This window comes from Microbacterium sp. NPDC057658 (assembly GCF_042799975.1).
Classification (GTDB): Bacteria; Actinomycetota; Actinomycetes; order Actinomycetales; family Microbacteriaceae; genus Microbacterium.
The window spans coordinates 421,332-440,004 of record NZ_JBHVHT010000002.1 but is presented as its reverse complement, the minus strand read 5'-3'; the positions used below and the strand labels follow the sequence as shown (position 1 = coordinate 440,004).

At 72.2% G+C, this 18,673-nt stretch carries 17 protein-coding genes; 2 read left to right on the top strand and 15 right to left on the bottom strand.

The genetic code is table 11. The annotated features are described in order from the left end of the window. Positions 1-3: 3 nt before the first annotated feature. From ACFU8V_RS15630 to ACFU8V_RS15595, 8 genes are all read right to left on the bottom strand, one after another. A complete protein-coding gene (locus tag ACFU8V_RS15630) occupies positions 4-612 on the bottom strand; it encodes an alkylhydroperoxidase domain protein (RefSeq protein ID WP_025105594.1) in 609 nt (202 codons plus the stop codon). Further along, complete coding sequence (locus ACFU8V_RS15625) at positions 609-1,256, bottom strand: CMD domain protein (RefSeq protein ID WP_378872586.1); 648 nt, start codon at positions 1,254-1,256, stop codon at positions 609-611. Before ACFU8V_RS15625 ends, ACFU8V_RS15630 begins: the two co-directional genes overlap by 4 nt. After that, positions 1,253-2,320 carry a putative FMN-dependent luciferase-like monooxygenase gene (locus tag ACFU8V_RS15620; RefSeq protein WP_366215299.1) on the bottom strand — a complete coding sequence of 356 codons (1,068 nt, stop codon included), beginning with the start codon at positions 2,318-2,320 and terminating at the stop codon, positions 1,253-1,255. The genes ACFU8V_RS15625 and ACFU8V_RS15620 overlap by 4 nt, the downstream gene beginning before the upstream one ends. Then, positions 2,317-3,945 (bottom strand): ABC transporter ATP-binding protein, encoded by a 1,629-nt coding sequence (locus tag ACFU8V_RS15615; RefSeq protein ID WP_366215300.1) that lies wholly within the window; start codon positions 3,943-3,945, stop codon positions 2,317-2,319. Before ACFU8V_RS15615 ends, ACFU8V_RS15620 begins: the two co-directional genes overlap by 4 nt. Further along, positions 3,942-4,835 carry an ABC transporter permease gene (locus tag ACFU8V_RS15610; protein WP_378872582.1) on the bottom strand — a complete coding sequence of 298 codons (894 nt, stop codon included), beginning with the start codon at positions 4,833-4,835 and terminating at the stop codon, positions 3,942-3,944. Before ACFU8V_RS15610 ends, ACFU8V_RS15615 begins: the two co-directional genes overlap by 4 nt. Beyond that, complete coding sequence (locus ACFU8V_RS15605) at positions 4,832-5,809, bottom strand: ABC transporter permease (RefSeq protein WP_025105589.1); 978 nt, start codon at positions 5,807-5,809, stop codon at positions 4,832-4,834. The genes ACFU8V_RS15610 and ACFU8V_RS15605 overlap by 4 nt, the downstream gene beginning before the upstream one ends. 16 nt (positions 5,810-5,825) lie before the next feature. Continuing rightward, the gene (locus ACFU8V_RS15600) at positions 5,826-7,460 is read right to left on the bottom strand and encodes a TIGR04028 family ABC transporter substrate-binding protein (RefSeq protein ID WP_366215302.1); all 1,635 of its coding nucleotides are present in this window, start codon (positions 7,458-7,460) and stop codon (positions 5,826-5,828) included. A gap of 131 nt (positions 7,461-7,591) precedes the next feature. Continuing rightward, on the bottom strand, positions 7,592-8,986 hold the full coding sequence (locus ACFU8V_RS15595) for an NtaA/DmoA family FMN-dependent monooxygenase (protein ID WP_025105587.1): 1,395 nt from the start codon (positions 8,984-8,986) through the stop codon (positions 7,592-7,594). A gap of 103 nt (positions 8,987-9,089) precedes the next feature. Between ACFU8V_RS15595 and ACFU8V_RS15590 the strand changes: the two genes are divergently transcribed. Both ACFU8V_RS15590 and ACFU8V_RS15585 read left to right on the top strand, forming a co-directional pair. Beyond that, positions 9,090-10,085: a Gfo/Idh/MocA family protein gene (locus ACFU8V_RS15590; protein ID WP_025105586.1), complete on the top strand. Its 996-nt coding sequence runs from the start codon at positions 9,090-9,092 to the stop codon at positions 10,083-10,085. After that, positions 10,078-11,058, top strand: coding sequence for an NYN domain-containing protein (locus tag ACFU8V_RS15585; RefSeq protein WP_025105585.1), 981 nt, complete (start codon positions 10,078-10,080; stop codon positions 11,056-11,058). Before ACFU8V_RS15590 ends, ACFU8V_RS15585 begins: the two co-directional genes overlap by 8 nt. 25 nt (positions 11,059-11,083) lie before the next feature. On the opposite strand, the gene ACFU8V_RS15580 is transcribed toward ACFU8V_RS15585, so the two are convergent. The 7 genes from ACFU8V_RS15580 to ACFU8V_RS15550 all read right to left on the bottom strand — a co-directional run bounded on the left by ACFU8V_RS15580 (position 11,084) and on the right by ACFU8V_RS15550 (position 18,671). Further along, a complete protein-coding gene (locus ACFU8V_RS15580) occupies positions 11,084-12,091 on the bottom strand; it encodes a sugar phosphate isomerase/epimerase (RefSeq protein ID WP_025105584.1) in 1,008 nt (335 codons plus the stop codon). A 44-nt stretch (positions 12,092-12,135) separates the two neighbouring features. After that, complete coding sequence (locus tag ACFU8V_RS15575) at positions 12,136-12,987, bottom strand: sugar phosphate isomerase/epimerase (RefSeq protein WP_025105583.1); 852 nt, start codon at positions 12,985-12,987, stop codon at positions 12,136-12,138. A gap of 78 nt (positions 12,988-13,065) precedes the next feature. After that, positions 13,066-14,262, bottom strand: coding sequence for a substrate-binding domain-containing protein (locus tag ACFU8V_RS15570; RefSeq protein ID WP_371259839.1), 1,197 nt, complete (start codon positions 14,260-14,262; stop codon positions 13,066-13,068). A 14-nt stretch (positions 14,263-14,276) separates the two neighbouring features. Beyond that, positions 14,277-15,326: an ABC transporter permease gene (locus tag ACFU8V_RS15565; RefSeq protein WP_378872572.1), complete on the bottom strand. Its 1,050-nt coding sequence runs from the start codon at positions 15,324-15,326 to the stop codon at positions 14,277-14,279. After that, positions 15,323-16,459, bottom strand: coding sequence for an ABC transporter permease (locus ACFU8V_RS15560; RefSeq protein ID WP_378872569.1), 1,137 nt, complete (start codon positions 16,457-16,459; stop codon positions 15,323-15,325). Before ACFU8V_RS15560 ends, ACFU8V_RS15565 begins: the two co-directional genes overlap by 4 nt. Continuing rightward, positions 16,456-17,976 carry a sugar ABC transporter ATP-binding protein gene (locus tag ACFU8V_RS15555; RefSeq protein ID WP_025105579.1) on the bottom strand — a complete coding sequence of 507 codons (1,521 nt, stop codon included), beginning with the start codon at positions 17,974-17,976 and terminating at the stop codon, positions 16,456-16,458. Before ACFU8V_RS15555 ends, ACFU8V_RS15560 begins: the two co-directional genes overlap by 4 nt. Next, positions 17,973-18,671 (bottom strand): Gfo/Idh/MocA family protein, encoded by a 699-nt coding sequence (locus ACFU8V_RS15550; RefSeq protein WP_378872565.1) that lies wholly within the window; start codon positions 18,669-18,671, stop codon positions 17,973-17,975. Before ACFU8V_RS15550 ends, ACFU8V_RS15555 begins: the two co-directional genes overlap by 4 nt. Between the last annotated feature and the right edge of the window lie 2 nt (positions 18,672-18,673).

Below are 18,673 nucleotides of genomic sequence, written 5' to 3'. Positions count from 1 at the left end.
AGATCAGGCGGGAGCGACAGGGCGGCCGAGCGAGAGCATCAGCCGGTTCGCCCAGTTGAAGAAGGCCGCGCCGTGCACGACGTCCGCGATCTCCAGGTCGTCCAGTCCGGCCGCACGGAGGCGGGCGATGTGCGCGGCTCCGAACACGCGGGGCGTGTCGGTCAGCGCGACCGCGGCGGCGACGATCGCGTTCCAGCGCTCCCCGAGGTCCGCGTCCACGCCCTCGGCGAGGAGCGCGTCGACGTCCTCCGGCCGCTTGCCGTGATGCGCCGCGAACCGGGAGTGCACCGAGGCGCAGAAGACGCAGCCGTTGCGGCGGGAGGCGGCGGTGGCCGCGAGCTCCCGCTCCGCGCGCGGGAGCCCCTCCGCGGTGTTGTAGAAGATGTCCTTGTCGACGAGGGTGCGTGCGCGGAGCACCTCGGGGTCGCGCGCGAGCAGCCGGAAGTACTCGTTCTTCGCGCGGGCGGCGTCGACGAGGCCATCGAGGTGTCGCGGGGTGAGATCCTCCTCCGCCAGCGGCGCGAGGTGCGGCGTCCAGCCGACCTCGGCGCGGGTGAAGGCGTCGGGATAGGGGGCGTCGTCGTGCCGGAGCACGGTGTCGGCGGCGGTCATGCGGCCTCCTCGTCGGTGTCGGTGGCGGTGTCGGTGGCTGTGGCTGTGGCGGTGGCGGTGAGCCCGGCGTCCTGGAGCACCCGCAGGCCGGTGACGACCCGCTGCTGGAAGGCGAGGAACGACACGAGCTGCGACAGCGTGACGATGCCGTCCGTCGACCAGCCGGCGTCGTGCAGGCGGCCGAGGTCGGCGCCGGATGCCTCGCGCGGGCGGAACACCAGCAGGTGCGTGTGCGCGAGAGCCGCCGCGAGGCGCTCCCCCAGGGCAGCCGACGCCGCCTCGTCCGGCACGTACCGCGCGCCGTCGGTGCTCTCGGCCTCCAGCCCGCGTTCGGTGTAGGCGCCGAACGGTCCGGTGGTCGCGGCGGCCTCGGTTTCTCGGGCGACGATCGCGGCGCGCTCCGGGTCGATCTCGCGGGCCTTTCCGGCGTAGAACTCCGCCGTGGGGTCGTCGGCACCGGCGAGAGCGGTCGCGAACGCCGCGATGAGCGCGCGCTCGGCGAGCGAGACGTGCTCCGCGGAGACCGGGTGGAACAGCGCGTCGAAGCTCGCCTGGAGCTGCTCCCTGGTCACGGGGCGGCGACGACGCAGCGCCTCCAGCTCCGGCGTCACCCCCGTCAGCTGGTCGACGATGTCGGCGGTCATGCGTTCTCCTTCACGGTGGGGGTGTTCTCGGCAGTGCGGGTGCTCTCGGGATCCGGCGGGGTCAGCGCGTAGCCGAGGGCCGGTGCGACCTCGGTCGCGAACAGCTCGATCGAGCGCAGGACGTGGGCGTGCGGCGCGTCGACCGAGTGCACCTGGAATGCCACCTCGGTCGCGCGGTGCAGCGTGGTGTCGGCGGCGAGCGAGGCGGCGACCTCCTCGGGCGTGCCGAGATGGGTGTCGAGAGCGGCGATGAGGTCGTCGAGGTCGTTTCCGGGGATGGTCTGGCCCTGCCGACGGAAGCCTTCGGCCGCCCGCCGCAACCCGACCTCGGCGAACCGGAGCGCCTCGGCGCGGTCGTCCGCCACGAACACGGTGCGGGAGGCGGTGATGCGCGGGGTCGCCTCGGCGGGCAGCGCATCGAGGTAGGCGTCGATGATGGGGTCCTGCAGCGCGGACAGCGGCGCGTGCAGCCGGTCGTGGGGGCGGGGCTGCGTGCGGGACAGCAGCAGTCCGTGACCGTGGACGCCCGCCCGATGACCGCCGGGGGCCGAGAACGTCGCCTGCCAGATGCGCGCGGCCAGCGACCCCGCGTCCGGATACAGCGTGTTCCCCGCACCGATGTCCCGGCCTGCGAGAGCGTCGAGCAGCACGCCGAGCTTGCGGTCGTAGGTGGGCCCCTTGTCGCGCACGTCCTCCCCGAAGGGCGCGAAGGACGACGGGGTACCGCCGCTGCCGAGCCCGAGGTCGATCCTCCCGTCGGCGAGCAGGTCGGCCACCACGGCGTCCTCGGCCACGCGGACCGGGTCTTCGAGGGGCAGGGTGATGATCCCGGTGCCGAGGCGGATCCGCGAGGTGCGTGCCGCCGCGTGCGCGAGGAAGACGAGCGGCGAGGGCAGCCCGCCTTCCGCCGCCCGGAAGTGGTGCTGCGCCACCCACGCCCTCCCCACGCCGTACTCCTCGGCGTGCCGGATCTGCGCCAGGGCGAGGCGGTAGCGGTCGGCCGGGGACGCGTCGTCGAGGAGCCGCGTGAAGAACGCGACGGTGGGACGAGGGGTGGTGCTCATGCGAGGATCTCCGTTCGTCCGGGGACCGCGGCCAGCAGCTCCCGGGTGTTCTCGTGCTGCGGGTCGTGGAACAGCTCTTCGGTCGGCCCGTCCTCCACCACGCGACCGCGGTGCATCACGGAGACGGTGTGGCTGATGCGGCGCACCACGGCGAGGTCGTGCGAGATGAAGAGGTAGGTGAGTCCGAGCTCGGCCTGGAGCGCGGAGAGCAGTTCGAGGATGCGCGCCTGCACCGTCACGTCGAGCGCCGACACCGCCTCGTCGAGCACGAGGATCTCCGGGTCGACGGCGAGCGCCCGCGCGATCGCGACCCGCTGGCGCTGCCCGCCGGACAGCTCGCTCGGGGTGCGGCGGGCCGCATCGGCCGGCAGCGCCACGCGTTCGAGCAGCGCGACCGCCCGATCCCGACGCTCGGAGCGGGTCCCGATGCGGAAGTTGTGCAGCGGCTCGGCCACGATGTCGGCGATCTGCTGCCGTGGGTCGAGGGAGGCGAACGGGTTCTGGTACACGAGCTGGATCCGCCGCCGCAGCGCACGCAGTCGCGCCCCCTCGACGGCCGTCGCGTCCTCCCCCGCGAGCTCCACGGTCCCGGCGTCCGGACGGAGGAAGCGCGTGACCAGGCGCGCGGTGGTGGACTTGCCCGATCCGGACTCGCCGACCAGCGCATGGGTCGTCCCGCGCCGCACCCGGAAGGAGACGTCGTCGACCGCCCGGAAGCGCTCACGACCCGCGACCCGGAACTCCTTCACGAGGCCCGCGGCCACGATCTCCCACGGCTTCTCGGCGGCCACCGCCGCGGCATCCCGGAGGAACGGCGGCGCGTCCGGACGCCGGAAGCCGGTGGTGAAGGCGGGCGCGTCGGCGAGCAGCTGCCTCGTGTAGGGGTCTTCCGGCTCCGCGAGCACCTGCGCACTCGGCCCCTGCTCCACGATCCGGCCGTCCTTCAGCACCGCGATCCGCGCCGCCCGGTCCGCGGCGACGCCGAGGTCGTGCGTCACGAGCAGGATGCTCGTGCCGTCCTCGCGCTGCAGCTCGTCCAGCAGGTCCAGCACGCGGCGCTGCACCGTGGCGTCGAGAGCACTGGTGGGCTCGTCCGCGATGAGCAGCCGAGGGCGGAGGGCGATCGCGGCCGCGATGAGGACGCGCTGCCGCATGCCGCCGGAGAGCTCGTGCGGATACTGTCGGGCGCGCAGATCGGGGTCGTCCAGCCCGACGCGGTCGAGCAGCTCGAGCACGCGGGCGTTCCGGGAACGACGGTCGCGATGACCGTGCAGGCGCAGCACCTCGGCGACCTGCACGCCGACGGGGCGCACCGGGTCGAGCGACGTCGTCGGATCCTGCGGCACCAGCCCGATCTCCGAACCGCGGATGCCGCGGAACGCCCGATCCGACCATCCGGAGATGTCGAGGTCGCCGAGCCGGACGCGGCCGCCCTCGACCCGTCCGCCCTCGGGCAGCAGGCCGAGGAGGGCGTGCGCCGTGGTGGACTTGCCGGAACCCGACTCGCCGACCAGGGCGAGCGTCTCCCCCTCGGCGATGGCGAACGAGAGGCCGTGCACGACCTCGCTGCCGGCGTACGAGACCCGCAGGTCCGTCGCGGTGAGGACGGGTGTTGGCGCGGTCATCGGGTGTTCCTTCCGAGCCGGTGGCTGATGCGGTTGGCGCTGAGCACGACGGCGACCACCACGAGGCCGGGCAGCGCCGTGAGCCACCAGGCGGTCGCGATGTAGTTGCGTCCCTCGGCGATCAGCAGCCCCCACTCGGGGGTGGGCGGCGGGGCCCCGTAGCCGAGGAAGCCGAGGGTGGAGATGGCGAGGATGGCCGTGCCGAACTGCAAGGCGGCGAGCGCGACGATCGGGGTGAGGGCGTTCGGGAGCACATGCCGGCGCAGCACGGCGACGAAGGTGCCGCCGCTGCCGAAGGCCGCCTCGACGTACTCGGTGCGCCGCACCCGCGCCACCTCGGCGCGCATGAGCCGGGCGAAGGCGGCGACGCTGCCGAGTCCCACGGCGATCGCCGCGTTGACGGTGCCGAAGCCGAGCAGGATGATGACGGAGAGCGACAGCAGCAGCCCCGGGATGGCCAGCAGCACGTCGACGATCCGCATCAGCACGTCGTCCACGACGCCGCCGGTCGCGCCGGCGACGGCTCCGAGGAGCGTGCCGAGCGCGAGGCCGACCGTCACCGCGATCAGCGCACCCGACAGCGAGTGCACCGCGCCGTGGACGACCCGGCCGAACAGATCGCGGCCGAGCGCGTCGGTCCCGAACCAGTGCGTGGCGCTCGGGGGCAGGAGCTTGTCGGCGGGCACGCCGGTCAGCGGGTCGCCCGGCGCGAAGACTCCGGGGATCACCGCCCACAGCACCGCCACGGCGACGACCGCGAACGCCAGGTACAGCCCCCAGGCGCGGAAGCGTCGTCGCGGACGGGAGGCCGAGGCGGGAGCCGGGGCGGACGGCGCGGGCGGGGCACCGGGCGTCTCGACGGTGGTCTCCGCGATCACGGGAGCGGTCATGCGGGCACCTCCTGGGCGGGACGGACGGGGCGGGACCGGGCGGCGCGCGCCGCCCGCCGCTGCCGCGGATCGATCAGGGGCGTGGCGAGGTCGACGGCGAAGCTGATCACCACGAACCCCAGGGCCGACAGCAGCACCACCCCCTGCAGCACCGGGATGTCCTGGTTCGCGACCGCCTGCTCCGTGAGGCGTCCGATGCCGGTGCGGCCGAAGACCGTCTCGGTGACCACCGCTCCTCCGACGAGCTCTCCGAACAGCACCCCCGCGATGGTGAGCGTCGGGACGGCGGCGTTGCGCGCGACCGAGCGCGTGAGCACCCACGCCGGCGGCGCGCCCTTCGCCCGCACCACCGTCACGAACGGCTGCGCCTGCACCCGGTCGATGGAGCGGACCAGCACCTGGGCGAGGGGCGCCGAGATCGGCACGGCGAGCGTGAGGACGGGGAGGAACAGGCCGCTGACGGGGTCGGCTCCCACGATCGGCACCCAGCCGAGCCCGAACGAGAACACCTGGATGAGGAGGATGCCGAGCCAGAACACCGGCACCGCGACGAACAGTCCCGGCACCTGCCGCAGGCCGTCCCGCAGCCACGCGAAGGGGGCGAGCGCGGAGAGCGCCGCGATCAGCACCGCGAGCACGACAGCGACCAGGAGTCCGAGCGCCGCGAGCAGCAGCGTGGCGGGCAGCGCCTCGGCCAGCATCGTCCGCACCGGGGTGCCGTACTGGGTCGAGTAGCCGAAGTCGCCCGCCAGGAAGCCGAGACCCGCGTGCAGGTACTGCTCCCCCCACGGCACGTCGGCGCCGTAGGTCGCGCGGATGTCGTCGAGCTGCTCCGGCGAGAGCCCCAGGCTCGGGTCGGAGAACTTGATGAGGATGGCGTCTCCCGGCAGCAGCTGCAACAGGAAGAACGTGGCCGTGAAGGCCGCGATCAGCACGATCGCGGCCTGCCCGGCCCGTCGGAGGACGAAGGTCATGGGGTCACCGTGGTCCTCAGTGCTCCGCGAGCCACACGCCGGAGAACGTGGGGCGGCCGACCGACTCGAACGCGACGCCGTGCACGTACGTGGCCGCACCGTAGACCTGCGGCTCCTCGAAGAGCGGGATCACGTACGCCTGCTCCGCGATGTAGTCCTGCACGGCCTGCGAGGCGGCCACCCGCTTCTCGGCGTCCGGCTCGGAGGCGACGGCGAGCAGCAGCTCGTCGAGCGTCGCGTCCTGAGAGATGAGCACGTCGCGGTTCTTCGTGAAGTACTGGCTCTTGATCACGTCGAGGTCCGCACGGCCGACCATCGAGTGGTAGAACCCCGTCTTCAGCGGATCACGGGTGTCCTCCGCGTAGCTGCCCGCATCGCCGGGCTTGACGGTGAGCTCCACGCCGACCGCCGCGAGCTGCTGCGCCACGAGCTCCAGGGTCTGCTTCGACAGGGGCTGCGGCTTGGCCTCGTAGACCGTGATGGACAGCCGCTCGCCGTCCTTCTCCCTGATGCCGTCGGCGCCGGGCACCCAGCCTGCCTCGTCGAGCAGCGCTTCCGCCTTCTCCGGATCGTGGGCGTAGTGCGCGGACTCGTCCTTGTATCCCGCGGCCTGCGAGGACAGCACCGACGTGGCCACCGGGTAGTTCTCGGTGAACAGGGTGTCGACGACCTCCTGCGCGTCGACCGCGGCGATGATCGCCTGGCGCACGCGGATGTCAGACAGCAGCGGGTTCTCCGGGCGGAGGGCGATCGAGTTGTTCACGCCGCGGGTCTGCGGGGCGTACAGCGTGAATCCGGCGCCCTCGACGCGGTCCTCGTCGAACGCCTGGACGTAGCGGACGTAGTCGGCCTGGCCCGCGAGCAGCGACCCGATGCGGACGGAGTCCTCGGGGGTGACCAGCACGTGCACGGCGTCGAGGTACGGACGGCCGTCGTTCTCGGCGCTGTCCGGGCCCCAGGCGTAGTCATCGCGGGCGGTGAGGGTGTACTCGGTACCGAGCTTCTCGTCCGTGACGGTGAAGGGGCCGGAGCCGATGATGTTCTCCGCGTTGCCCGCGCCGAAGTCCTCGATCGTGCCGTCCAGGGTCTCGGGGGACAGCAGTCCCGAGTTGATGGTCGACGTCGCCTGCAGGAATCCGGGCGACGGCGCGCTGAAGCGGAACGTCACGGTGTCCTCGTCGACCACCTCGCTGCCGGCGTAGTTGTTGATGGCCTCGGAGACGGTGAGCCCGCGCTCGGCGTCGCCCAGCCCGTAGGTGTCGAAGTTCTTCGCCACGGCGGCGGCGTCCACGGGCGTGCCGTCCGAGAACGTCACGTCAGGGTTGAGGTCGAAGGTGTACTCCGTGGCGTCGTCGTTCACGGTCCACTCCGCGGCGATCCAGGGCTCGATCTCGAGCGTCTCCGGGTTCTGCCAGGTGAGCCGGGCGGCGATGTTGTTGACGATGCCGCCGTTCGGGTAGAAGCCGGCCTGCGGCGGATACAGGTTCGTGTAGGCCTGGTGCTCGAGGTAGGTGAGCGTGCCGCCGGAGACGGGGTCCCCCGCCGCGGCCGGGGTGTTCCCCGGGGCGGGCGAGCTGGCGCAGGCGGCGAGGCTGCCCGCCAGGACGAGCGGGACCGCGACGGCGGCGGTGCGGATGAGGCGGCGGTTCATGCGGAGGACTCCTCGGGTTCGGAAGGCAGGGTGTCGGGTGCGGGTGCAGTGCGGGTGGTGTTCACGGTAGGAAGCGGCGGGGTGCAGCGGCGAGGCCGCGGACTCCGGGTGTCGCGAGACGACACGCGTGGTCACGCGCCGACTCGCGACGTCACACGGAGGCGGTCGCGCAGCGTCTCCGCACCGGCCCCCTGACCGGTCTCCTCCGGGGTCCGGAGAAGACCGCGACGACGGAGCTCGGGGGCTGCGAGGCGGGTGAAGGCCTCGAACTGCCCGGGCTGGAACGCCGAGAGGACGTTGAAGCCGTCGGCGGCGCCCTCGTCGCGCCAGTGCGCGAAGTGGTCGGCGATCGTGCCGGCGTCGCCGACGACGAAGGCCGCAGGGACGGCGTGCGCGGCGACGAGATGCCGCCAGGTCGGGGCGTCCGGCGTCCCGACCCGGAGTCCGGCGATCCCCGCGAGCCGTTCGACGAGCGCGGCGCCCCGCTCCCCCAGGCGTGCGGCCTCGGCGACCGTCACCGGAGTGTCGAAGGCTGCGGCCCGCAGCGGGTCGTCGGCGGCCACCTCCAGCGCGTCGGCCAGAGCCTCCACCGTGCGGTTCGCCGGGAACCCGACGCGTTCCCGCTGCCCGCCCTCCGCGAGCGGGACGAGCTCCAGCAGCCGCCGGACGATCCGGTGGGCGGCGGCGTCGGACTCCGCGACGACGGGGAGCACCGGGGCGATGACCTTCAGCTCCTCCGCGGGACGGCCCGCCTCCGCCGCGATCTCCCGCAGCAGCCGCCGCGTGGCCACGGCGTCGGCGAGGGTGGGGGCGGCGATGAGGGCGAGGTCGGCGGCGGTCGCCGCGAGCGCCCGCGACCGCGGCGAGGTCCCCGCGTGCACGATCGGGATGCGCCCCTGCGGCGGGCGGGCGACGTTGAGCGGGCCGGCGACCCGCACGTGTGCGCCCTGGACGTCCGCGGCGCGCAGCCCCCGGGGGTCGATGAGCACGCCGCGCTCGGCATCCGCGATCCAGGCGTCCTCGTCCCAGGAGTCCCAGAGCCGGCGCAGGGCGACGACGAACTCCTCCGCCCGGTCGTAGCGCGTCTCGGTGTCGGCGTGGGCCTCACGGCCGTGGTTCCCTGCGGCCCGCGGCTCGGCGCCGGTGACGAGGTTGATCCCCGCCCGGCCGTCGGTGAGGACGTCGAGGGAGGCCAGGGCCCGCGCCGTGGCGTACGGGTCGGCATAGGTGGTGTTGACCGTCGCGATGAGTCCGATCCGGGAGGTCACCCCGGCGAGGAACAGCACCGCGCTCAGCGGGTCGATGCGGGCGAGCAGGTAGGGATCACGGAACTCCAGGTCGGGCCCGGTCGCCAGCCAGTCGCCGAAGAAGAGGTAGTCCAGGCCCGCGTCCTCCCCCTCACGCGCGATGCGGCGGAGGATGTCGGCGTCTCCCGCGGGGTCGCGGTGGGCTCCGGGGTACCGCCACCCGGAGGGGTAGGCACCGAGGGTGCGCACCATGGCGCCGATCACGAGGGGTTCCGTCATGCCGACACGGTAGGACCGCGGCCGCCACCCGGGCCACGGGGCGGAAGCCGGAGGTCACCGGATGTCACAGACGGTCACATGCGCCACCCTCTACGCTGAGAGGATGACTGGACTTCGTTGGGGAATCCTCGCGACCGGCGGCATCGCCGGCGCCTTCGCATCCGATCTGCGCACGGCCGGACTCGACCTCGTCGCGGTGGGCTCGCGCTCGCAGGAGTCGGCCGACGCCTTCGCCGCACGCTTCGACATCGCGCACGCGCATCCGTCGTACGAGGCGCTGGTCTCCGATCCCGACGTGGACATCATCTACGTCTCCACGCCGCATCCGATGCACCACGAGAACGCCCGGCTCGCCCTGGAGCACGGCAAGCACGTGCTCGTGGAGAAGGCGTTCACCCTCAACCGCGCCCAGGCCGAAGACCTCCAGCGGCTCGCCGCCGAGCGCGGGCTGCTCGTGATGGAGGCGATGTGGACGCGCTACCTGCCGCACATGGTCCGCATCCGCGAGCTCCTCGCCGACGGCGCCCTGGGTGAGATCCGCGCCGTGAGCGCCGACCACACGCAGCAGCTGCCCACCGACCCCACCCACCGTCTGAATGCGCTCGAGCTCGGCGGCGGCGCGCTGCTCGACCTCGGCATCTACCCGATCTCCTTCATCTGGGACATCCTCGGGGCACCGACCACCATCCGCGCCGTGGGGCGTCTGGTCGAGACCGGAGCCGATTCCGAGGTCGCCACCGTCATGATCCACGAGAGCGGGGCGGTCTCCACGAGCCTCTCCTCCTCGCGCGGTGCCGGCCCCAACGCCGCGAGCATCGTCGGCACCGAGGCCCGCATCGACATCGATCGGGTCTGGTACACCCCCACCTCCTTCCGCGTCGTGCGGCCGGACGGCACCGTGCAGGAGGAGTACGTCTCGGAGGTCGAGGGCCGCGGCATGCAGTACCAGGCACTCGCGGCCGAGCGTCTGGTCCGCGACGGTCTCCTCGAGGGCGACATCCTCCCCATCGCGGAGAGCGTCGCCATCATGGGGGCCCTCGACGAGATCCGCGCGCAGATCGGCGTCCGGTACCCCGGTGAGGAGGACGACCGTGGCTGAGACGACCGACGCCCGCGTGGCGGTGTACCTGGACTTCGACAACATCGTCATCTCCTGGTACGACCGCGTCCACGGCCGCAACTCCTACGGCAAGGATCGCCAGCGCATCACGGAGCACCCGAACGACCCCGAGGTCGCCGAGCGGCTGAACCGGGCGATGATCGAGGTCGGCGCCATCATCGACTACGCGGCGTCCTTCGGCACCCTCGTGCTGACGAGGGCGTATGCGGACTGGTCGTCGCCGGTCAACGCCGAGTACCGCTCGCAGCTCGTGGCGCGCGCGGTGGATCTCGTGCAGCTCTTCCCGGCCGCGGCGTACGCGAAGAACGGCGCGGACATCCGGCTGGCGGTCGACGCGGTCGAGGACATGTTCCGCCTGCCGGACCTGACCCACGTCGTCATCGTGGCGGGCGACAGCGACTATGTGCCGCTGGCCCAGCGCTGCAAGCGCCTCGGCCGGTACGTGATCGGCGTGGGCGTCGCCGGGTCCACGGCGAAGTCCCTCGCTGCGGCCTGCGACGAGTTCGAGTCCTACGACTCGCTCCCCGGCGTGGCGCGTCCGACGAAGGCGGCACAGCCCGCCGTCGCCCCCGCGGTCGAGGTTCCGGCGGAGCCGTCCGCGCCGGTCACCGCGGACACGGGCGCCCCGAAGCCCAAGACGGCGTCGAAGTCGCGCGCGAAGGCCAAGACGAAGACCGCCGGCGAGGAGCCCAAGGTCGAGGAGAAGATCGACGACCAGGGCGAGGCCACACGGCTCCTGGAGCGCGCGCTGCGTCTCGGCCACGACAAGGCGGACGCCGACGAATGGCTGCACAGCTCCGCGGTCAAGACGCACATGCGCCGCATGGACCCGTCCTTCAGCGAGAAGGCCCTCGGCTACCGGTCGTTCTCCGACTTCCTCAAGTCGCGCGACGACATCGCCGAGCTCGAGGAGACCGGGCACGAGCGCCTGGTCCGCCTGCGGGAGCCCTGAGCACGGCCCGGGGACACCGGGCCCGTCACTGGTGGCGGAACGCGGCGTCGAAGGCGGCCGCGGGCGGCGGCCACAGCAGGGAGCGCACGAATCCGAGCGCCTCGGGCGCGCCGTGCAGGCGGTCCATGCCGGCGTCCTCCCACTCGATCGAGATCGGGCCGTCATAGCCGATCGCGTCGAGCGCACGGAAGGCGTCCTCCCACGGCACGTCGCCGTGGCCGGTGGAGACGAAGTCCCAGCCGCGCCGGGGGTCGCCCCACGGCAGGTGCGAGCCGAGGACCCCGGCACGGCCGTTCCGCGGCCGCAGACGGGTGTCCTTGCAGTCGACGTGGTAGATCCGGTCGGCGAAGTCGACGATGAAGCCGACGGGGTCGATGTTCTGCCACATCATGTGCGAGGGGTCCCAGTTGAAGCCGAACGCATCGCGGTGGTCGATCGCGTCGAGGGCACGGTCGCTCGACCAGTAGTCATAGGCGATCTCCCCGGGGTGGACCTCGTGGGCGAAGCGCACCCCCTCCCCGTCGAACACGTCGAGGATCGGATTCCACCGGTCAGCGAAGTCCTGGAAGCCCTGGGCGATCACCGCCTCCGGCACCGGCGGGAACATCGCGACATAGGGCCAGATCGACGAACCGGTGAAGCCGACGACGGTGTCGACGCCGAGCTTCCTGGCCACCCGGGCCGCCCGCTTCATATCCTCCGCCGCCCGCTGCCGGACGCCCTCGGCCTCGCCGTCGCCCCAGATGTACGGGCGCAGGATGTCCTCGTGGCGGAAGTCGATGGGGTCGTCGCACACCGCCTGCCCGGCCAGGTGGTTGGAGATCGCGAACACCTGCAGGCCGTGCCGGTCGAGGATCTCGCGCCGGGAGGCGACATAGGCGTCGTCCTCGTCCGCCCGACGGAGGTCCAGGTGGTCGCCGGACGCGGCGATCTCCAGCCCGTCGTAGCCCCACTCCGCGGCGAGGCGGGCCACCTCCTCGAACGGGAGGTCGGCCCACTGGCCGGTGAACAGGGTGACCGGGTGACTGCTCATGGATACTCCTTCGTATCGCCGGGCTTCGTGCGGCGGGCGGGGGTTCAGGCACCGAGGGCGCGCAGGTGGGCGATGCTGCGGGCGGCGAGGTCGTCCTGACTGGCGGCGAGCGGTCTCCACACGGAGGCGGCGACGGCGATCGTCGCGTTCTCCCCCGTGAAGCTCTCCAGTCCCAGGGCGCCGCGGTAGCCGGCGTCGTCGAGCGCGCGGAGCATCTCCGGCCAGTCGGTGTGGTCGTCGCCCACGGCACCGCGGTCGCTGCCGCACACCTGCACGTGCGCGATGGCGGCGCCGGCCGCGCGGACCGCGTCGGCCGGCCTCTTCTCCTCGATGTTGAGGTGGTAGGTGTCGAGGGCCACCCCCACCCCGGCACCGAGCAGCGGCGCCAGCGCGTCGAGACTCTGCGCCACGGTGTTCAGCACGCTGGTCTCGTAGCGGTTGAGCGGCTCGACGGCCAGCGTCACGCCGATCGCCGCGGCCTCCCTGGCGAGCGGAGCGAGGTTCTCCCGGAGCTCGCCGACGACCTCCTTCCGTTCCGCCTCGTCCATGCGCCAGGTGACGCCGGTCGGCGCGTAGAAGGGACCGGCGACGACCGAGGCCCCGAGCACGGCCGCGGCGTCCAGGCACGCACGGAGGTAGTCCTGCGTCGCGGCGACGTCTCCGGCGCGCGCGAGCAGCGAGCGACCAGGACCCATCGCGCCGACCACGACCGCGCCCATGCCGAGGCCGTCCAGCACGGTGCGGGCCCGGAGGGGATCCCAGTCGCCGACGCTCTCCAGCGGCAGCTCCAGGGCGTCGTAGCCCATCCGCGCCGCCGTGCGGGCGAGCGGCTCCAGGGTGTCGTCCGTCAGCGGAGACGTCCAGACCCAGGTGTTGACGGCGATCGTGCGGGGCATCGTTGTCCTTGTGATCGTACGGGTGCTCCCACCCTCCCACTCGGCGCGGGCCGAGCGGAAGGGCGGGAGCACACGGGGTTACGGGATCTGACGCTCCTGCCAGACCGTCGGGTAGCCGGGGAGGTCCTCGCCGCCGAACTTGGCGTAGTGGCCGTCGGGCATCCCCTCGTTCGCCGCGAGGTAGTCGTCCAGCTCGGCCTCGGTGATCGGCTTCTGCGGGAGCACCCACTCCTTCGGCACCTCTTCACCCGCGAAGATCATCTGCGCCGCGAGCAGCGGGGTGCGCCACTGGAAGTTCGAGTACACCGGAGCGAGGCCGGTGAGACCCGTGTCCTTCCACTTGCGCAGGAAGCTCATCTCGTCCTCGCCGGTCATCACCGGGTAGTCGGCTCCGGCGTCCTCGAAGGCCTCGATGGCGGCGACGGCACCGTCACCCGCGTCCATCCAGATGCCCTGCACGTCACCCTTGGCGAGCTCGTCGCTGATGATGCTCTTGATCTCGGCGGGGTCGGCACCGGTGAAGTGGTCGACGGCCTCGATCCCGGCCTCCTCGAACAGCTTCTCGGCTCCGGCCCAGCGGTGCTCCAGCACGTCGACGCCGGGGAGGATCCGGAGAGCCACGACCTTGTCGCCCTCTTCCAGGTTGTCGATGAGGAACTCCGCGGTGTCGATGCCCCAGGCGAAGCCGCCGATCGGGTGGATGAACGTGACAGGGCAGTCGGTGTTCACGCCGCGGTCGAACACGACCACCGGCTTGCCCGTCTCGCACGCCCGCTCGACCGCGGGGGTCATCGCCGCCGTGCTGTTCGGCGAGATGAGGAAGACGTCGCAGTTCCCCTCGGAGATGAAGTAGTCGATGTCGGCGATCTGGGTGTCGTCGGAGTCCTGCGCGTCGCGGGTCTCCATCTCGCTGATCGCGCCCGACTCCTGCAGCACCTTCAGCTGCTCGTTCATCGTGATCCAGCCCGTCTGCCGCCACGGGTTCGAGATCGAGGCGTTCGCGAAGCAGGCCTTCTTGGCGCCGGTGCTGGCGAACTCCGACGTGTCGACCATCTCGGCGTTGATGTGCTGCAGGTAGGGCTGGTCGGCGGGGCCCTGGGGGTCGACGCCGCGCTCCTCGTCCTGCTTGTCGAAGAGCTCCTGGTCGAACCACTCGGTGGTCTCGGCCGACTCCTCGGGGTTCTCCGACTCCGCCGGCGCCACGGACGGGTCGGTCGTGCACCCGGCGAGCGCGATGAGGCCGAAGAGGGCCACCCCTGCGGTGGCGATCTTCATCGATCGTCGCATTGCTAATCTCCTCTGGTTGTAGGGCTTGATGCGGTGGTGCGGTTCTCGGCGTTCTCGGTCCCCGCGGTCCAGACGTCCGTCGGCTGGGGACCGCGCCGGCGGCGGGCTCGGAAGGCGACCCCCGCATAGGCGACGGCCGCGATGATGATGACGCCCTGCACGGCGTCGCGGAGCGTGGATGGGACGCCCGCGATGTTCAGGAGCAGGAACAGCGCTTCCAGTGCGAAGGCTCCGGCCACGGCGCCGACGATCCACCCTCGTCCTCCGCCGAGCACGACGCCGCCGAGCACCACCGCGGTGATCGCGGTGAACTCGTAGCCGCGGCCGACGGACGGGTGCACCCCCGCGTACCCGACGAGCAGGACGGCGGAGAGGGTGGCCGAGAGGGAGGACAGCACGAACGCGCGGGTCGTGACCCAGGCCCGGCGGGCACCGGCGTAGTCCACCGCGCGGGCGTTGTCGCCGATCGCGATGAGGGTCTTGCCCAGCGGGCGCTTGGTGATGACGATGCCGAGGGCGAGCCAGGCGGCGAGCAGGAGGACGGCCCAGGGCAGGAACTCCAGCACGGGGAGGTCGCGGATCCCGCCGCGGCCGATCTCCCGGAAGCTGTCGGCCGGGTTCCCCGTGGCCGCGCCGCCCGTCCACCACATCACGCCGCCGAGCAGGGCGAGCATCATGCCCAGCGTGACGATGAATGACGGCACCTTGAGCAGCGTCGTGAGGACGCCGTTCACGAGCCCGACGACGACGCCGAACACGATCATGAGCAGCAGGACAGGGAGGGTGCGGGCGTCGTCCTGGCCGACGAGGTTGCCGGCGATGATGACCTGCGCCGTGATGAGCGATCCCTGGGAGAGGTCGAACTCCCCCGCGATGATCACGAAGTACTGCCCGATCGCGACGATCGCGATGGGGGCGACGCGCTGCAGGTACCGCATGAACTGCCCGGGCTCGGCGAAGCTCGGGTTGAGCACGGCGACCGCGACGAGCAGGATCACGAGCAGCAGGAAGACCGCCCCGCGGGGGCTGACGAGCGTGCGCAGCGCGTTCATGAGAGTCCTCCTTCCCGCACGGAGGCGGTATCCCCGGCGCTGTCGACGGCGGCGACCTCGGTGGTCGGATCGGCGAGCTCGGCGGCCGCGACCGCCATGTCGGCTTCGGCCGCCTTCGCGGCGTCGTCTCCCCCGGTGCGCGTGCCGCCGGCGCCGAAGCGGGGACGACGCCGCACGATGGCCCGACGGCTGTAGACGGCGACCGCGGCGACGATGACGATGCCGCGCACCACGTCCTTGAGGAAGGGATTCACCTGCAGCACGCTCATGACGTTGTCGACGACGGCGAGGATGGCGACGCCGCCGATGGTGCCCCAGATCGAGCCGCGTCCGCCGAGGAGCAGGGTGCCGCCGAGCACGACCGCGGCGATGGAGAGCAGCGCGTAGCCACCCTGCTGACCGACCGTCGGGCTGCCCACGCCGAGACGGCTGGCGAGCAGGAGTCCGGCGAGGCCCGCGAACACGGAGCACAGCACGTGCGCCCAGATAAGCGGGAGGCGGGTGCGCACGCCGCTGAGCCGAGCGATCTCGGGGTCGCCGCCGACGGCGTAGAGATGGGCGCCGGTGCGGGTGCGGTTCAGCAGCACCCAGACCAGCACGGCGAGCGCGATCATGATGAGCGTGGACACCGGGATCGGTCCGACGCCGGTCGCGCCGATGAGCTGGAACGCCCACGGGACCTCGCCCGCCGAGCCTTCGAAGTTCGTGTTGAGGATGCCCTGGAGGATCAGCCCGACGCCGAGCGTCGCGATGAAGCCGTTGACTTTGAGCACGGTCACGATGAGCCCGTTCACGAGCCCGATCCCCGCGCACACGAGGAGCGTCACGATCACGGCGAGCGGGATGTTCCCCGCGTTCCCGGCCATCATCGTCGCCGCGAGCAGGCTCGACAGGCTGATGACGTAGGTGACCGACAGGTCGAGCGAGGCCCCGAGCACCACGAGCGTCTGCCCGATGGCCACGAGGCCGAGCACGCTCATCCCGGTCAGGATGTCGCGGATGTTCCCCGGGCTGAGGAAGTTGCGACCGACCGTGGCAACGAGGATCGCGCCGACCACGAGCGCGAGCAGCAGGATGCCGAGCACGATGACGGTCGAGTCGATGCGGAGACGGGCTCCGGTGCGGCGGCTCATCGCGCACCCCCGTTCGTCGAAGGACCGCGGTCGGCGCCGGTGGCCGCCGCGAGGATCTCGTGCTCGGCCGCACCGGCCGGCAGCTCGGCGACGAGTTCGCCGTCATGCATGACGAGGATGCGGTCGCTCATGCCGATGACCTCCGGGAGCTCGCTCGAGACCATGAGCACGGCCTTCCCCTGTGCCGCCAGCTCGCGCATGAGCTGGTAGACGGCGTACTTGGCCCCCACGTCGATGCCCCGCGTCGGCTCGTCGAAGAGCACGATCTGCGGCTGGGTGAGCAGCCACTTCGCCAGCACCACCTTCTGCTGGTTGCCGCCGGACAGGAAGCGCACCTCCTGGTCGAGGCCGCGCGACGACACCTCCAGCGTGCGGAGCACCCCCGGCACCTCCCGGCGCGACGCCGCGGCGCGTCCCGCGAACACGTTCCGCACCACGAGCAGGGCGTTGTCGAGGATCGACTGTCCGAGCGCGAGCCCCTGCGCCTTGCGGTCCTCCGAGACGAGGGCGAGCCCGGCGCGCACGGCCGCGCGTGGTCCGCCGATCCGCACCGGCTTCCCGTCGATCCGCACGGCGCCGCGGGTGAAGGCCTGGATGCCGAACACGCCCTCCACCAGCTCGGTGCGCCCCGACCCCTGGAGCCCGGCCACCCCGACGATCTCCCCCGCACGGAGCATCAGCGACACCCCGTCCACGTAGGCGTTCCCGCAGCCGTCGAGCTCGAGTCGAGGCGCGCCGACCGCCGTGCCGGCCACCGGGTCGGGGAAGTACGACTGGATCGACCGCCCCACCATCCGGCGCACGAGCTCGTCGGTGGTCAGCGCCGCTGTCTCGTCCGTGGAGACGAGGGCGCCGTCCTTGAGGATCGTGATCCGGTCGCAGAGGTCGAAGATCTCCTTCAGCCGGTGCGACACGTAGATGACGGCGACCCCTCGGGACGTGAGCCGGCGGATGATCGCGTACAGCAGCTCCACCTCGCGGTCGCTGAGGGCGGCGGTCGGCTCGTCCATCGAGATCACCTGCGCGTCGAACGACAGCGCCTTCACGATCTCGACGATCTGCTGCTCGGCCACCGTCAGCGAGCCCACGCGGGACTGCGGATCGATGAAGGAGACGCCGAGATCGCTCAGCAGCTCCCCGGTACGCACGTTCATGGCCCGGACGTCGATGAGCCCCGCGCGCCGCGGCTCCCGGCCGAGATAGACGTTCTGCGCGACCGTGCGCTCCGGGAGCAGGGTGAACTCCTGGAACACCGTGACGATGCCGGCGTCCATCGCCTGCCGCGGGTGCGCGTGGCGCACTTCCGCGCCGCGGTACGTGATCGTCCCCTCATCGGCCGGCTGCACGCCCGCGATGATCTTCATGAGGGTGGACTTGCCCGCGCCGTTCTCGCCGACGAGGCCGTGCACCTCCCCGGGCCGCACGTCGAAGTCGATGCCCTTCAGCACCTCCACGCCGAAGAACGCCTTGCGGATCCCGGCCACCCGCAGCACCGGCTGCGTCGTCGTCGCGGTCATGCCGGCACCTCCGTCCAGCGGCCCTCGTGGGCGGCGGAATCGAGCACGGCCTCGGTCAGCACGGCCGCGCGGTGGCCGTCGGCGAACGTCGGCAGTCCATCGGGGACGTCGCCCGCGATCGCGGCGTAGACGTCGGCGACGAAACCGTTGAAGGCGTCCTGATACCCCATGGCGTGCCCGGCCGGGACACGCTGCAGCCGGGCGGACTCCGGGTCGGCCGTGGCGGGGTCGCGCAGCAGCAGCCGCGACTCCTCGCGCATGCCGACCCAGAGCTCCTCCGGCCGTTCCTGCTCGAACCGCAGACTCTGCCGCGTCCCGTGCAGCTCCAGGGTGAGGGCGTTCTTGCGGCCCGCCGCCATCTGCGAGATGAGCAGCGTGCCGAGCGCCCCCGCCGAGGTCTCGACGAGCACGGCGACGATGTCCTCCGTGTCGACGGCCTGCCCGGCCCGCTCGGCGAAGACCCGGCGGGTACGGGCGCTCAGGGCGCGGATCCGGTCACCCGTGACGAACTCGAGGAGGTCGCACAGATGCGAGCCGATGTCGGCGAACGCGCGGGAGGCCCCGCCGGACGAGGATCGCACCCGCCAGTCGTCGTCGGTGGGCCGCAGCATCCAGTCCTGCAGGTACGAGCAGTCCAGCGTGAGCAGCTCCCCGGCCTCGCCGCGGGCGATGCGCGCCCTGGCCTCCCGCACCATGG

What these genes read in the sequence shown, in the direction of transcription:
- ACFU8V_RS15630 (WP_025105594.1), bottom strand. Translation starts at nt 612, where the DNA reads ATGACCGCCGCCGACACCGTGCTCCGGCACGACGACGCCCCCTATCCC.
- ACFU8V_RS15625 (WP_378872586.1), bottom strand. Translation starts at nt 1,256, where the DNA reads ATGACCGCCGACATCGTCGACCAGCTGACGGGGGTGACGCCGGAGCTG.
- ACFU8V_RS15620 (WP_366215299.1), bottom strand. Translation starts at nt 2,320, where the DNA reads ATGAGCACCACCCCTCGTCCCACCGTCGCGTTCTTCACGCGGCTCCTC.
- ACFU8V_RS15615 (WP_366215300.1), bottom strand. Translation starts at nt 3,945, where the DNA reads ATGACCGCGCCAACACCCGTCCTCACCGCGACGGACCTGCGGGTCTCG.
- ACFU8V_RS15610 (WP_378872582.1), bottom strand. Translation starts at nt 4,835, where the DNA reads ATGACCGCTCCCGTGATCGCGGAGACCACCGTCGAGACGCCCGGTGCC.
- ACFU8V_RS15605 (WP_025105589.1), bottom strand. Translation starts at nt 5,809, where the DNA reads ATGACCTTCGTCCTCCGACGGGCCGGGCAGGCCGCGATCGTGCTGATC.
- ACFU8V_RS15600 (WP_366215302.1), bottom strand. Translation starts at nt 7,460, where the DNA reads ATGAACCGCCGCCTCATCCGCACCGCCGCCGTCGCGGTCCCGCTCGTC.
- ACFU8V_RS15595 (WP_025105587.1), bottom strand. Translation starts at nt 8,986, where the DNA reads ATGACGGAACCCCTCGTGATCGGCGCCATGGTGCGCACCCTCGGTGCC.
- ACFU8V_RS15590 (WP_025105586.1), top strand. Translation starts at nt 9,090, where the DNA reads ATGACTGGACTTCGTTGGGGAATCCTCGCGACCGGCGGCATCGCCGGC.
- ACFU8V_RS15580 (WP_025105584.1), bottom strand. Translation starts at nt 12,091, where the DNA reads ATGAGCAGTCACCCGGTCACCCTGTTCACCGGCCAGTGGGCCGACCTC.
- ACFU8V_RS15575 (WP_025105583.1), bottom strand. Translation starts at nt 12,987, where the DNA reads ATGCCCCGCACGATCGCCGTCAACACCTGGGTCTGGACGTCTCCGCTG.
- ACFU8V_RS15570 (WP_371259839.1), bottom strand. Translation starts at nt 14,262, where the DNA reads ATGAAGATCGCCACCGCAGGGGTGGCCCTCTTCGGCCTCATCGCGCTC.
- ACFU8V_RS15565 (WP_378872572.1), bottom strand. Translation starts at nt 15,326, where the DNA reads ATGAACGCGCTGCGCACGCTCGTCAGCCCCCGCGGGGCGGTCTTCCTG.
- ACFU8V_RS15560 (WP_378872569.1), bottom strand. Translation starts at nt 16,459, where the DNA reads ATGAGCCGCCGCACCGGAGCCCGTCTCCGCATCGACTCGACCGTCATC.
- ACFU8V_RS15555 (WP_025105579.1), bottom strand. Translation starts at nt 17,976, where the DNA reads ATGACCGCGACGACGACGCAGCCGGTGCTGCGGGTGGCCGGGATCCGC.
- ACFU8V_RS15550 (WP_378872565.1), bottom strand. Translation starts at nt 18,671, where the DNA reads ATGGTGCGGGAGGCCAGGGCGCGCATCGCCCGCGGCGAGGCCGGGGAG.